General features: G+C 63.5%; 16 protein-coding genes. 3 read left to right on the top strand and 13 right to left on the bottom strand.

Going from position 1 to position 13,729, the window contains the following annotated elements; all coding sequences use genetic code 11:
- Positions 1 to 46: 46 nt before the first annotated feature.
- Positions 47 to 1,660: a cytochrome c oxidase subunit I gene (gene ctaD, locus GE253_RS11715; RefSeq protein ID WP_153204297.1), complete on the bottom strand. Its 1,614-nt coding sequence runs from the start codon at positions 1,658 to 1,660 to the stop codon at positions 47 to 49.
- 26 nt (positions 1,661 to 1,686) lie between these two features.
- Positions 1,687 to 2,544 (bottom strand): cytochrome c oxidase subunit II, encoded by an 858-nt coding sequence (gene coxB, locus GE253_RS11710; RefSeq protein ID WP_153204296.1) that lies wholly within the window; start codon positions 2,542 to 2,544, stop codon positions 1,687 to 1,689.
- A gap of 463 nt (positions 2,545 to 3,007) precedes the next feature.
- On the opposite strand from coxB, the gene tldD reads away from it, so the two are divergent.
- On the top strand, positions 3,008 to 4,444 hold the full coding sequence (gene tldD, locus GE253_RS11705; RefSeq protein WP_153204295.1) for a metalloprotease TldD: 1,437 nt from the start codon (positions 3,008 to 3,010) through the stop codon (positions 4,442 to 4,444).
- Positions 4,445 to 4,492: 48 nt separating this feature from the next.
- Here tldD and GE253_RS11700 read toward each other — a convergent pair whose 3' ends face one another.
- From GE253_RS11700 to GE253_RS11670, 7 genes are all read right to left on the bottom strand, one after another.
- Positions 4,493 to 4,876: a VOC family protein gene (locus GE253_RS11700; protein ID WP_153204294.1), complete on the bottom strand. Its 384-nt coding sequence runs from the start codon at positions 4,874 to 4,876 to the stop codon at positions 4,493 to 4,495.
- 165 nt (positions 4,877 to 5,041) lie between these two features.
- A complete protein-coding gene (locus GE253_RS11695) occupies positions 5,042 to 5,524 on the bottom strand; it encodes a F0F1 ATP synthase subunit B (protein WP_153204293.1) in 483 nt (160 codons plus the stop codon).
- The gene (locus GE253_RS11690) at positions 5,524 to 6,129 is read right to left on the bottom strand and encodes an ATPase (RefSeq protein WP_244559453.1); all 606 of its coding nucleotides are present in this window, start codon (positions 6,127 to 6,129) and stop codon (positions 5,524 to 5,526) included. The genes GE253_RS11695 and GE253_RS11690 overlap by 1 nt, the downstream gene beginning before the upstream one ends.
- 205 nt (positions 6,130 to 6,334) lie before the next feature.
- Positions 6,335 to 6,577, bottom strand: a complete 243-nt coding sequence (locus tag GE253_RS11685; RefSeq protein ID WP_153204292.1) for an ATP synthase subunit C family protein — start codon at positions 6,575 to 6,577, stop codon at positions 6,335 to 6,337.
- 64 nt (positions 6,578 to 6,641) lie between these two features.
- Entirely contained in the window at positions 6,642 to 7,385 is a 744-nt protein-coding gene (locus GE253_RS11680; RefSeq protein WP_348770831.1) for a F0F1 ATP synthase subunit A, read from the bottom strand.
- Between the two features lie 5 nt (positions 7,386 to 7,390).
- The gene (locus GE253_RS11675) at positions 7,391 to 7,801 is read right to left on the bottom strand and encodes an AtpZ/AtpI family protein (protein ID WP_153204291.1); all 411 of its coding nucleotides are present in this window, start codon (positions 7,799 to 7,801) and stop codon (positions 7,391 to 7,393) included.
- A 114-nt stretch (positions 7,802 to 7,915) separates the two neighbouring features.
- Complete coding sequence (locus GE253_RS11670) at positions 7,916 to 8,605, bottom strand: SCO family protein (protein WP_247878605.1); 690 nt, start codon at positions 8,603 to 8,605, stop codon at positions 7,916 to 7,918.
- Positions 8,606 to 8,683: 78 nt separating this feature from the next.
- Between GE253_RS11670 and GE253_RS11665 the strand changes: the two genes are divergently transcribed.
- Positions 8,684 to 9,229, top strand: coding sequence for an EndoU domain-containing protein (locus GE253_RS11665; protein WP_173012604.1), 546 nt, complete (start codon positions 8,684 to 8,686; stop codon positions 9,227 to 9,229).
- Positions 9,226 to 9,492: a hypothetical protein gene (locus GE253_RS11660; RefSeq protein ID WP_153204289.1), complete on the top strand. Its 267-nt coding sequence runs from the start codon at positions 9,226 to 9,228 to the stop codon at positions 9,490 to 9,492. Before GE253_RS11665 ends, GE253_RS11660 begins: the two co-directional genes overlap by 4 nt.
- Before the next feature lie 13 nt (positions 9,493 to 9,505).
- Here the strand turns inward: GE253_RS11660 and glp are convergent, their stop codons facing one another.
- Genes glp through ubiE form a run of 4 tightly spaced genes read right to left on the bottom strand, consistent with a single transcriptional unit; the run spans position 9,506 to position 13,656 of the window.
- Positions 9,506 to 10,726 carry a gephyrin-like molybdotransferase Glp gene (gene glp / locus GE253_RS11655; protein WP_153204288.1) on the bottom strand — a complete coding sequence of 407 codons (1,221 nt, stop codon included), beginning with the start codon at positions 10,724 to 10,726 and terminating at the stop codon, positions 9,506 to 9,508.
- Positions 10,723 to 11,253, bottom strand: coding sequence for a molybdopterin-guanine dinucleotide biosynthesis protein B (gene mobB, locus GE253_RS11650; RefSeq protein ID WP_153204287.1), 531 nt, complete (start codon positions 11,251 to 11,253; stop codon positions 10,723 to 10,725). Before mobB ends, glp begins: the two co-directional genes overlap by 4 nt.
- A gap of 33 nt (positions 11,254 to 11,286) precedes the next feature.
- Positions 11,287 to 12,837 (bottom strand): 2-polyprenylphenol 6-hydroxylase, encoded by a 1,551-nt coding sequence (gene ubiB / locus GE253_RS11645; protein ID WP_153204286.1) that lies wholly within the window; start codon positions 12,835 to 12,837, stop codon positions 11,287 to 11,289.
- Positions 12,838 to 12,849: 12 nt separating this feature from the next.
- The gene (gene ubiE / locus GE253_RS11640) at positions 12,850 to 13,656 is read right to left on the bottom strand and encodes a bifunctional demethylmenaquinone methyltransferase/2-methoxy-6-polyprenyl-1,4-benzoquinol methylase UbiE (protein WP_153204285.1); all 807 of its coding nucleotides are present in this window, start codon (positions 13,654 to 13,656) and stop codon (positions 12,850 to 12,852) included.
- Positions 13,657 to 13,729: the final 73 nt, after the last annotated feature.

Below are 13,729 nucleotides of genomic sequence, written 5' to 3'. Positions count from 1 at the left end.
GTTTGTGAGGGCCGATCCCGTCTGAAGCCGGGACCGGCCCATCGCCTTACTTCACGCGCGGCAGGGTTTCGAACTGATGGAACGGCGGCGGGGAGGACAGGGTCCATTCCAGCGTCGTGCCACCCGTCTCCCAGTAATCGCCCGTCACCCGGCGCCCGGCGAACAGAGTGTAGATCGCCATGATGCAGAAGAAGATGGTGGAGGCGAAGGCCAGATAGGTGCCGTAAGAGGAGACCATGTGCCAGAAATGGTAGGCCTCGTTATAGTCCGGCATCCGGCGCGGCATCCCCGCCAGGCCCAGGAAGTGCTGCGGGAAGAAGATCAGATTGACGCCGATGAAGGTCGTCCAGAAATGCAGGTGCCCGGCCCAGGCGGGATGCTGCCGGCCCGACATCTTGCCGATCCAGTAATAGTAACCAGCGAAGATGGCGAAGACGGCACCCAGCGACAGCACATAATGGAAATGCGCCACCACATAATAGGTATCGTGCAGGGCGATATCCATGCCGCCATTGGCCAGCACCACGCCCGTCACCCCACCCACGGTGAACAGGAAGACGAAGCCAATGGCCCAGACCATGGGCACTTCAAAGCTGATGGAACCGCCCCACATGGTGGCGATCCAGGAGAAGATCTTCACGCCCGTCGGCACCGCGATGATCATGGTAGCCGCCGTGAAGTACGCCCGTGTGTCCACCGAGAGACCAACGGTGAACATATGGTGCGCCCAGACGATGAAGCCGACCACGCCGATGGCGACCATGGCATAGGCCATACCCAGATAGCCGAACACCGGCTTGCGGGAGAAGGTGGAGATGATGTGGGAGATGATGCCGAAGGCCGGCAGGATCATGATGTACACTTCGGGGTGACCGAAGAACCAGAACAGATGCTGGAACAGGATCGGGTCACCACCGCCGGCCGGATTGAAGAAATCCGTGCCGAAATTACGGTCGGTCAGCAGCATGGTGATGGCACCACCCAGCACCGGCACCGACAGCAGCAGCAGGAAGGCCGTGACCAGCATGGCCCAGGCAAACAGCGGCATCTTGTGCAGCGTCATGCCAGGGGCGCGCATGTTGAAGATGGTGGTGATGAAATTCACCGCCCCCAGGATGGACGAGGCGCCGGCCAGATGCAGGGCGAAGATCGCCATATCGACCGACGGGCCGCTATGGTCGTACTGCGCGCTGGAAAGCGGCGGATAGACCGTCCAGCCCGTCCCGGCACCCGGTCCGACAAAGGCCGAGGAGAGCAGCAGCAGGAAGGCCGGCACGATCAGCCAGAAGCTGATATTGTTCAGGCGGGGAAAGGCCATATCCGGCGCCCCCACCATCAGCGGTACAAACCAGTTGCCGAACCCGCCGATCAGTGCCGGCATCACCACGAAGAACACCATGATCAAACCATGGGCGGTGATGAAGACGTTCCATTGCTGGCCGATATCGGCGGAGAAAGCCGTCAAGTACTGAATGCCGGGATCTTGCAGCTCCAGGCGCATGATCACGGAAAACAGGCCGCCGATGACGCCGGCGATGACCGCGAAAAACATGTAGAGCGTGCCAATATCCTTGTGGTTGGTTGAAAACAACCAACGCGCCACAAAGCCCGGCTTGTGATCATGGTGATCGTGGGCATTCGCCCCGCTGACAGCACCCATGGTGTTACCCTCTCCTCCGATCCCGGTTACTGGGCGCCCGCCGCCTGGGCGAGCTGCCGGGGTTCGGACCCGTTGTTATTCAGTGCCTGCTTCTGCTGACCCAGCCATTGCTGGAAGGCTTCCTTGGAAACCGCCTCAATGGCGACCGGCATCTGGCCATGGCCGGTGCCGCAGATCTCCGAGCACTGGCCGTAGAACACGCCTTCGCGGTTGGCGCGGAACCAAGTCTCGTTCAGGCGACCCGGCACCGCATCCTTCTTCATGCCCAGCGAGGGGATGGCAAAGGAATGGATGACGTCAGCACCGGTCACCAGCACCCGCACATCGGTATCCACCGGCACAATGATGCGCTGGTCAACCTCCAGCAGGCGGTGCTGGCCGGGCTTCAGATCCTTGTCCTCGATCATGCGGGCATCGAACGCCACCCCCTCATGATCGGGATATTCGAAGGACCAGTACCATTGGTGGCCGGTCACCTTGACCGTCAGTTCCGGGTTGGGCGCCTTGTCCATGAAATAGAGCAGGCGGAAGGACGGAACGGCGATCAACAGCAGGATGATCACCGGGATACCAGTCCATGCCACTTCCAGCAGCGTGTGGTGGGTGGTGGTGGACGGCACCGGGTTGGCGCGCCGGTTAAACCGGATCATCACGTAAACCAGCAGTGCGGTGACGAACAGGGCAATGGCCGTGATCGTCACCAGCAGCAGGTTGTGGAAATCATGCAGCCGTTCCATCACCGGCGACGCCGCCTCCTGCATCCCCAACTGGGCAGGCGCGGGCACACCGACGAACTTAGCGGCCTCCTGGGCCATCACAGACCCGGCGGTGAAAACCGCCAGCGACAGGCCCGATAACGCGGCACCGATCTTGCGTTTGAACATCCCTCACCACTCTCGTCGTTCCGGGGATTTTGGCATCCCCTTGTATGTCAGCCGAACATCCCACCACCCCGCTCCGCTGCCGGTGGCGCGAAACGGAACCGTTATGCCGATGCTCATCGTTTCGATCGGTTAATCGTTCCGGCGAGCACCTGCAATACGGGACACGCATCCAGTATAATATGCAGACCTAACGGCCCCATATATCGCCCGGGAGCATAACGCGCAAAATGCCAGCGGGGCAAGCTGCTCTGCCACGCTTCCGCCATCATTCACCGGGGCAATCCGTCGCACTTGTAACGGGTTACGGGGCAAACTACCCGGTTTCAGCCTGCTTGCGCCACCAAAGTGGGCGGGAAAAAATTTCCGCCCTGCGGTACGGGCGATCATCCGACACCCTTGCCCGGCAGGCCGCGGATCGCCATTCTTGCTGACTGGAACCTATTGTTTGAAAGCGACTCCATCCATGTCCCTGCTCTCCCTGACCGACGACATCTTCTTCCAAAAGGCCGGCCTTGACCTGGGGCGGACGGAAGCGCTGGTGCGCGAGGCGCTGCACGGTGCCGATGATGGGGAGCTGTTCCTGGAATACGCCCAGAGCGAGAGCTTTGCCTGGGATGACGGCAAGCTGAAGAGTGCCGGTTTCGATACCACCCAGGGCTTCGGCCTGCGCGCCGTGGCGGATGAGGCGACCGGCTATGCCCATGCCTCCGTCCTGACGGAGGATGCCATCCGCCGTGCCACCGCCACGGTTCAGGCCGTTCATCGCGGCCATTCCGGCAGCATGGCAGAGGCCCCCATCGGCACGAACCACCTGCTCTATGCCAGCGACAACCCGCTGGGGCTGGTGCCGTTTGAGGCGAAGGTGAAACTGCTGGCGGAGATCGACGCCTATGCGCGTGGCCGCGATCCGCGCGTGCGGCAGGTTTCCGCCTCCCTGGCCGGGGAATGGCAAGCAGTGCAAATCCTGCGGGCGGATGGCACGCGCGTGGCCGATATCCGTCCGCTGGTCCGGCTGAATGTCTCGCTGGTGGTGGGCGAAGGCGACCGGATGGAGACCGGCTCCTATGGGGCCGGCGGCCGCCGCACCTATGAGGCGTTTCTGGACCCTGCCGTCTGGCGCGGCTATGTGGACGAGGCGTTGCGCGGCGCCCTGGTCAACCTCGACAGCACGGAGGCGCCTGCCGGTGAAATGCCGGTGGTGCTGGGGCCTGGCTGGTGCGGCATCCTGCTGCACGAGGCCATCGGCCATGGGCTGGAGGGCGATTTCAACCGGAAGAAGACCTCGGCCTTTTCCGGCCTCCTGGGCCAGCGCGTGGCGGCACCCGGCGTCACCGTGGTGGATGATGGCAGCATCGAGGGGCGGCGCGGCTCCATCACCGTGGATGATGAGGGCACGCCCAGCCAATGCACCGTGCTGATCGAGGATGGTATTCTCAAAGGCTATATGCAGGACCGGCTGAATGCGCGCCTGATGGGGGTGAAACCTACCGGCAATGGCCGCCGCCAGGGCTTCTCCCATATGCCGATGCCGCGCATGACCAACACCATCATGCGCGGTGGCGACAAGACGCCGGAAGAAATCATCGCCTCGGTGAAGCGGGGTATCTTTGCCGCCAATTTCGCCGGCGGTCAGGTAGATATCGTTTCGGGCAAGTTCGTCTTCTCCGCCAGCGAGGCCTATCTGATCGAAGATGGCAAGCTGGGGCCGGCGGTGAAGGGTGCCACGCTGATCGGTAACGGCCCTGATTCGCTGACCAAGGTGACGATGATCGGCAATGACAGCGCCATGGATCCCGGCATCGGGGTTTGCGGCAAGGCAGGCCAGGGTGTGCCGGTTGGTGTGGGCCAGCCGACCCTGCGCATCGACGGGCTGACCGTCGGCGGCACCAAGGCCGCCTGACAGCAGGTCAAGGCAGCGGCGGCCGGTTTCAGGCCGCCGCTTTCCAGATCAGGCCGGCATCCGATACATGGCACACAGCTTGTTGCCCGCCGGATCGCGCAGATAGGCCAGATAAAGGCTCATCGTACCCAGGCTGCGGGGGCCCGGCGGATCCTCGCAGCTCGTCCCACCGGCAGCGACGCCGGCGGCGTGCCAGGCATCCACCTGCTCCACAGAAGTGGCGCCAAAACCAATCGTGCTGCCATTGGCAAAGGTGGCCGGCTCGCCATTGATCGGCTTGGTGATGCCAAACAAGCCCGTCGGCGCGCGATAGAAGACGCGTCCCTTGGGATCATCCACACCAGGGGCAATCCCAAGCGCGGCCAAGGTCGCATCATAGAAATTCTTCGACGCCTGGATATCATTGGCACCGAGCATGACATGACTGAACAATTCTCGTCTCCCTGTAAAGACACCGCCTGGTTTCAGCGGTTTGTCTGGGCGACGGTATCATAGGAAGAGTGGTTGGATCGCGTCCAGATGAGCAGAGAGAAGCAGCAAAGAAAAGGCCGCCGGATCGCCCCGGCGGCCTTTTTCACATCACGAAACCGTGGCTGCTCAGTGCAGCTTGGCCGGCAGTTCAGCGATTGCCTGGGTGACCAGCGCGCCATCGCGGCCAGCATCCAGATTTTCGATCAACAGCTTCTCGGTGGCGGCCACGGCGATATCAACCGCCAGTTCGCGGACCTGCTGTATCGCCTGATTTTCGGCCTGGGCGATCTTGTCCATTGCCTGTTGTTCACGACGCTTCAGCGCCACTTCCAGATCGCTGGCAGCATGAGCACGGATGCGCTGGGCCTCCTCCCGGGCGGAAGCAAGGATGGATTCGGCTTCCTTCAGCGCATCGCGCTGCTTGCGCTGGAACTGGGCGAGGGCCGCCTGGGCGTCCTCCCGCAGCTTCTGCGCCGCTTCCAGTTCACCGGCGATGCGCTTGCCGCGCTCATCCAGCGAACCCAGGATCGACTTGCCGGCCAGCTTGGCGACCAGCAGCACGAAAATCACAAAGGCAACGCCGAAGAAGAAATTGCTGTCGAAATGCATCACGCACGCTCCTTCAGCACGGCTTCAACGGCGGCTTCCGTCGTCTCCGCAGAGACGGCGACACCAACCAGACGCGAGACGGCCGCCTGGGCCGTTTCACCGGCGATGGTGCGCACATTGCCGAGCGCCACCTGCTTGGCAGCCTGGATGCGCTCCTCCGCCGTGCGGGTCCGCTGGGCCAGATCGGCCGCCAGATCGCCATTACGACGGGCAGCTTCGGCATCGGAGGCAGCAACGGCCTTGGCCATTTCCTGCTGCGCGTTGCCGCGCGCCTCGGTCAACGCCTTCTCATAGGCCTGCATGACCGCCTCGGCTTCCGCCCTCAGCGCGCTGGCCTTTTCCAGGTCGTTGGAAATCTTTTCCTGACGGGCTTCCAGCACCTCGGCCACCCGCGGCAGGGCCACCTTGGACATCAGCCAGAGCAGCAGGCCGAACGTGATGATCAGCCAGAAAATCTGCGACGCGTAGCTCGCCGGATTGAGCTGCGGCAGGCCCTTGGAGTGATGCTCACCCTCAGCGGCGAGCACAGGCCCGGCCACCAGAAGAGCCATCGTCAGGGCCGACGCGGCACCGGCGCACAGGCGCGAAAAGCGTTGGACAGGCATTGAAGCACCCATTCACTGCTGACCGCCGCCACCTTGCAACAGGTGACACACGATCACGCCACACCCAACAGCACCAAGCCAACCGGAACCATAGGCCCGATAGGAAGACCGCCGCTGCCCGGAATTCACAACCCGGCAGCGGCGGCAAACCCGGCGCTGAAGCCATGCCATCCCCGAAGGAACAGCAGGATGAAACCGTCGCTGATTAGGCGAACAGGATCAGGAAGGCGATAACCAGGGCGAACAGGCCAGCGGCTTCCGTCAGGGCGAAACCGATGAAGACGAAAGTCTTGTAGCTGTTCAGAGCGGCCGGGTTACGGGCAGCGGCCTGATACAGGCCAGAGAACAGGTTGCCGAGGCCGATGCCGACGCCCAGCAGAGCGAACATGGCCAGACCAGCACCGATGTACTTAGCGGCCTGGGTGATGGCGAGAGCTTCAGCTTCCATTTTGAAGATCCTCTATGTTGATAGTGTCTTTTTGGGATGAAGACGAGTTGGACAGCCGGATTGCTTAGTGCAGTTCCAGCGAGTCACGCAGATACACGCAGCTCAGCAGCGCGAAGACGTAGGCCTGAATGCCGGCGACCAGAAACTCCAGGCCGAACAGGGCGACATTCATCAGCACAGGCAGGATACCGATGGCAGCACCCGCACCGCCGGTGGCCAACAGGGTCACGGTGAAACCGGCAAAAACCTTCATCATCGTGTGACCGGCCAGCATGTTGGCGAACAGTCGCACGGAAAGGCTGATGGGCCGCACGAAGTAGGAGATCACTTCGATGATGATGATCATCGGCGCCAACCACAAGGGCGTGCCATGCGGCAGGAACAGGTGCAGGAAATGCAGACCATGCCGGGCAAAGCCGATCACCGTCACAATCAAGAAGACGAACAGCGCCATCGTGAAGGTCACGATGATGTGGCTGGTGAAGGTGAAGGAATAGGGGATCAGGCCCAGCACATTGCCGAACAGCACGAACATGAACAGGGAGAAGATCAGCGGGAAATATTTGCGAGCCTGCGGCCCGGCATTATCCCGCACCATCTCCGAGACAAATTCATACAGCACTTCCGCCATGGATTGCAGGCGGCCCGGCACCATCGCACGGCCACGCATACCAAACACCACCAGCGCTGTGCTGACCAGAACGGCCAACACCATGAACAGCGCCGAATTGGTGAAGGAAAGGTCCAGATTGCCAACCGGGAGGCTGACCAAGCGCTTGACCTCGAATTGCTCCAACGGACCAGCCACGATGCCTACTCCCCACCGTCCCGTTCTTCCCGGGACTTGCCGAACCCTGCCGCGTACCCGTGGCCATTAACCACACGATACACATTCATGAAACCCGCAATCGCACCCACGAAGATCATAACGATCATGCCAATGGGTTTGGTATCCAACCAAAGATCAAGCCCGTAGCCGAGGGCGAGCCCCAGCAACACGCCCGCCACCAGTTCCACCCCGATGCGGATACCCAGCGCCATATCCCCGCCTGAACCCGCCGACATCCCCGGTTGGGGCTCAGGCTTATCCAGGCCGGCTTTCTGCCGGGCCTCACGCAAACGGGCGTCCAGTTCCTCCAGCGAGGGGGGAGGGCTATCATGTGACACGAAGCATCTCCCTTCGCCGGGGTTGGCTTGAATACCGTGCGAAAGCGGCGGCACCATACGGGCAGCCCCCAACCCTGTCAAGGGAGGACGCCCTTAGTGGAAATTCATATATATCAATAGTTTAGATAATATGCATAGGTCCGATGCTGCGCTGCATCGCGTCTTTTGCGCTCATTTTGCCGTTTTTTCGCCCGAATTGCCGGTAGTGGGGCTGCCAGCGTTACCATTTGGCAGCCGTTGGCGGATGTCCGTAACGATCTGTGCTGCTGCCGTACCGCGTGGATAAAGGGCAGCCAATGCCCCATCTGCCCCCATCAGATAAAGATAGGCGGAGTGGTCCATCATATATCCCATGCCATCCGGCTCCCCGCCGGATTTGGCATAATAGACGCGGTAGGCCTTGGCGACAGCCGCCACCTGGGCCGGGGTACCGGTCAGGCCGACAATCCCCGGGTGGAACAGGGCAACGTAATCGGCCACGACCTGCGGATTGTCACGTGCGGGATCGATGGTGATGAACAGGGGCTGGAGCTTGGTCTGCTCTTCCGGCGACAGGGCGTCCATCACCTCAGCCATGGTCTGCACCTCGGTGGGACAGATATCGGGGCAATAGGTATAGCCGAAGAAGATCAATAACATCCGCCCGGCATAGTCCTTCTCCGTCACCACACGACCCTGGTGGTCGGTCAAGGTAAAGGGACCACCGACCGCCGCGGTTTGATTGCCCATGCCCGCCGCACCCGCCGCCGCCATCTGGCTGTCATGGCGGATGGTGAGCCAGACCAGCAGCCCCAGCAGAGCCAGACCGGCCAGTGCCAGCGGAACCAGACGGAGGGGGCGGCGGGCAGGTTTCATCATCATGTCCCTTGCGGTGGGCGGTGCATCACCGCCACATTGATGGCCCTATATGGAACCGCGCAGCCGGGGAAGGAAGCGATCATGGCAAGGGGCCGCATCGGCGGGATTATGATGGCACTGGGCCTGTGCCTGACGGGCAGCCTGGCCCAGGCGCAAGCAGCGATGAGCTGTGCGGATGAGGCTTTTCAATGGTCTGACGGCAAGCCCCGCATCAACTTGCGCCATATCTTGTGCGGGGAGATCAAGAAGAACGGCGATCCGGTGGGGCTCCATTCCAAAGCGCTGGTCTCCACCTCCAAAATCATCGCCGGTATCGATGCCCAGCCGACCCAGCCGGATGGGCTTTATGGCGCGACGATTCGTTTCGATAACGGAACGTCCAAGTTTTCAACGTTCTATCCGGACAATTGCACCCCGGCGCAGATCACCGCCTCCATCCGTCATGCCTTTGCCAATCAGAGCGGCCCGGCCAAGCCGTGGGGCTTCCTGGGCTGCTCCGCCCCTGCCGTTCCGACAGCGGAACAATGCACGGGGCCGAAGGGGCAGCGCTTTGTGATTCGCTTTGGCCTGAACAAGGAGGGCGATATCAACACCGCCTTCCCGCTGATCGGGGAAAGCTGCCAATGAGCGGGACGGATTTGACGGCAGAGCAGGCTGACTGGCTAGCCGATTGGCTGGCCAGCGACATGGCGGCTGACGCGGCGGCGCGGGCGGCCTTCGCAGCGGCATTGGCCGGTGACGGACCGGCACCGGCGCGGCGCATCGGCAATCTCTATGCGGCCAGCCTCAGCGAAAAGGGGCTGCTGCTGGAAAATATCCATGACGAGGATCTGGCCCCGGTACTGATTCCCACCCCTGCCGCCCGCCGGGCCTTGCTGGGCGAAGGCTGATTCGGGGGCAGAATCAGGTTAAGGGCAGCAGCGGGGCCAGATCCCCCGCTGCCAGATGTTCCCGTTCCTCGGCCAGTTCCAGCAGCCCGTCGGCCTGCACCATGCCGGTAAACATGCCGGTCAGCGGCTGGGCGATGCTGGAGCCATCCGCCCCCTGCCCCAAGCGCACCGGCAGAAATTCGCGCCGGCCAGCCTTTTTCACATGGGCGAATCCGACGCGGACGGCAAAGCGCGGCGGATTTTCCACCCGCGCACCGGACAGGCGCTGAATCAGGGGACGGGCCACCAGCAGGAAGGTGACCAGCACGGCGGACGGGTTGCCCGGCAAGCCGCAGAATACCGCCCCGCCGATACGGCCCAGCGCCAGCGGCTTGCCGGGCTTGATCGCCAGCTTCCAGAAAGACAGTGCGCCCAGCGCCTCCACCGCCGGACGCACATGATCGGCATCGCCCACCGACATGCCGCCCGAGGTCAGCACCAGATCATGATTCTCTGCCGCCTGCGCCAGCACCCGGCGAATCAGTGTCGCATCATCGGCCAGAATGCCCAGATCGGTGACGGCGCAGCCCTGCCGCGCAAGCAGGGCGCGCAGCAGATAGCGGTTGCTGTCATGGATGGCGGGCGGTGCTGCCGGCTCTCCCGGCTCCCGCAACTCATCCCCGGTGGAGAACAGGGCCACCCGCAGCGGGCGGCGCACCGGCAGGCTGTCCCACCCTTGGGCCGCCGCCAGGGCGATATCGGCAGGGCGCAGGGTGCGGCCCGCCGGAAGCAGCAGCGCGCCCAAAGCGACATCCTGGCCCGCCCGCCGGCAATTGGCCCCCAGCGGCAGGTCGGGCGGCAGGTCCACCCGCCCGTCGGGCAGCAGATGCACCTCTTCCTGGATCGCCACGCTGTCCAGACCGGCGGGAAGCATGGCGCCGGTCAGGATCCGCACGGCGTGACCGGGCGGCACCAGCGGCGGCCGATGGCCCGCCGCCACCTGCCCCGCCAGTGGCAAGGGCCCCGGCAGATCGGCATGGCGCAGGGCATAGCCATCCATGGCGCTGTTATCGAATCCGGGTAAATCGGCGACCGCCCGCAGATCAGCCGCCAGCACCCGCCCCAGAGACACAGCCAGCGGCACGCGTTCTTCACCTGTTACGGCATCGAAACGATCATTGACCAGGGCCAGAACCTTTTCCAGCCGCAGCAGATTCGAACCGGCTTCGAAACAACTTCCACGGGCCTCGCTCATCGCCGCCTCCCCAACCCGCAACGGTCCAGGATCAGGTCGGCGATGGCCTCCACATCATCCAGGTTCAGCACCGGCAGCGGGCAGCCCGGCAGTATCCCATCACTGGCCACGGCGATGATGTTGGGATCGTCGGGGTAGAGCAGTTTCTTGCCATTGGCCGGGCGATGCACCTCCAGCTTGGGATGGCGATCGCGCTTGAAGCCCTCCACCAGAATCAGGTCGACCGGCGACAGTTTGGCCACCAGTTCGGCCAGGCTCAGCTCCGGTGACCCGCGATTCTCATGCATCAGGGCCCAGCGCTGGCCGGATGCCACCAGCACCTCCGACGCGCCGGCCATGCGGTGGACATAGGAATCCTTGCCCGGCTGGTCGATATCAAAGGCGTGATGGGCATGTTTCAGGGTGGAAACCGTGAAACCGCGCTGCGCCACGGCGGGGATCAGCCGCGCCATCAGTGTGGTCTTGCCGCTGCCGCTCCACCCTGACAGGCCGAAAAGATTGGCGGGAAGCGATTGATCTGCCCCCATATTCCCCCCTTCCCCGACCTGCACCGGCCGGGATTATCGCAATGTCAGCACCAACAGGGCGCCGGCCGCCAGCGCCAAGGCCAGCCAGAGCGGGCGGCGCTGGCGCTTATTTTCCGCCGCCTGGGCCTGGGCCAGCAAGGCCAGACTGTCGGGATGCAACCGCATCCCCCCGCCTTCGGCCAACTGGAAGGCCGCGCGTTCCAGATCGCGCACCAGGGTTGGCAGCCGGCCAATAATGCTGGCCACAGCACCGGCCGCATCGGCCACCCGTGCCTCCGGCCCGCGATTTTCCACCATCCAGCGTTCGATCAGCGGCCGCGCCAGTTCCCACATATTCACATGCGGGTTCAGCACCCGGCCCATCCCCTCCGCCGTCAACATGCTTTTCTGCAGCAGCAGCAACTGCGGCTGCGTCTCCATCTGGAATTTTTCTGTGATGGCGAAGAGCTGCGCCAGCAGCCGGCCGATGGAGATATCCGACAGCGGGCGGCCATGCAGCGGCTCCCCGATGGAGCGGCAGGCCTGCTTGAACAGTTCCCGATCCTGATCGGGGGGCACGAAGCCGGCATCGAAATGCACCCGCGCCACCAGATCATAATCCCGGTTCAGGAAACCGATCAGCATATCGGCCAGATAAAGCCTGGTCTGGCGGTCGATGCGGCCCATGATGCCGAAATCCACCGCCACCAGCTTGCCCTGCGCCGTAACGAACATGTTGCCGGGATGCATGTCGGCATGGAAGAAGCCGTCGCGGAACACCTGATTGAAAAAGGCGTCCGCCGCCTGCTGCAACAGCTTGTCCGGCTCCAGCCCCGCCGCCTTGATCTCTTCCAGCTTGTCGATGGAAAAGCCGATGACGCGGGCCTGGGTCATTACCCGCTTGGCGGTGCGATCCCAATCGATGGTCGGCACGTCAAAGGTCGGATCGCTGGCGAAATTTTCCCCCAACTCGGAGGCGGCCGCCGCCTCCATCCGCAAATCCATTTCCAGGGCCACGGTGCGGGCGAAGGTTTCCACCACCGCCACCGGCTTCAGCCGCTTCAGCCGTGGTTGCAGGCGCAGGGCCAGCCCGGCCAGCCACATCATCAGATCCAGGTCGCGCTGAAACGCCTGTTCAATGCCGGGGCGCAGCACCTTCACCGCCACCTGCCGTCCATCCGGCGTTTCGGCGAAATGCACCTGGGCGATGCTGGCCGCCGCCACCGCCTGATCGTCGAAATGGGCAAACAGAACATCCATCGGGCGGACCAACTCCGCCTCAATGATCGCGCGGGCCTCCGACCCCGGGAAGGCCGGCAGCCGGTCGCGCAACTGCGCCAGATCAGCGGCCACCTCCTCCCCCACCAGATCGGCGCGGATGGACAGTACCTGTCCCAGCTTGATGAAGCTGGGGCCCAGTTCCTGCAAGGCGGCGGCCAGCCGCTGGCCGGGGCGGCCCGGTGCCTTCTTGTTATTGATGGCGCGCATCAGCAGCGCCACCAGCGGCGCGCTGTCGCCGAACAGGTCGGGTTGCAGCGCGCCATGGCGGGCCAGCGTGCGACCGATGGAAACCAGACGCAGCAGATTGCGGGTCAAGCGCAGCATGGGGCGGGCGCCTTAAACGCGCCAGCCGGAATGGATACAGGCAATGCCACCCGACAGGTTGCGCGCCCGTGCCTGGGTGAAGCCCGCCGCCTCAATCCGGCGGCACAGGGCCTGTTGTTCGGGGAAGCGGCGGATGCTTTCCACCAGATATTGGTAACTGTCGCGGTCGCCCGCCACCATCTGGCCCAGCCGGGGCAGCAGATGGAAGGAATAGCTGTCATAGATATCCCGCAGCACCGGGATCACCACATGGCTGAATTCCAGGCAGAAGAAGCGGCCACCAGGCTTCAGCACCCGCCGCGCCTCCCGCAGGGCCTTGTCGATATGGGTGACATTGCGCAGCCCAAAGGCGATCGTATAGGCATCCATCGACCGGCTGGCGAAGGGCAGGTCTTCGGCATTGCCGACCGTCCAGTCGATGCCGCCGACGGAACCCTGGTCGATACCCCGGTCCCGCCCCACGCGCACCATCGCCTCCGTCAGATCACAGACGGTGACGGCGGCGTCAGACGCCTTCTTCTTCAGGCGGAAGGCGATATCGCCCGTGCCGCCGGCCACATCCAGCAGTGCCTCACCCGCACGCGGGCGGACCATGTCAACGAAGGCATCCTTCCACAGCCGGTGGATGCCCATCGACATCAGGTCGTTCATCAGGTCATAGCGACTGGCCACGCTGCCGAACACGCCTTGCACCAGCGGTGCCTTTTCGGTCGGGTCGATCTCCCGGAAGCCGAAGAAACGCCCCTCCTCCCCGGCAGGCGGGCGGGGCGGGGTGGCGCTGGGGCCGGCGGTGTTGTGGTCGGTGCGTGCGTCGCTCATGATAGGCGCACCATAGCGGCAAGCCGGCCCGCTGGGAAGCGGGCCGACGCGGACCCCACCTGCGCGGATTGGC

It is taken from the genome of Niveispirillum sp. SYP-B3756 (assembly GCF_009495745.1).
Taxonomy (GTDB): Bacteria; Pseudomonadota; Alphaproteobacteria; order Azospirillales; family Azospirillaceae; genus Niveispirillum.
This window is presented reverse-complemented; position numbering and strand designations above follow the sequence as displayed.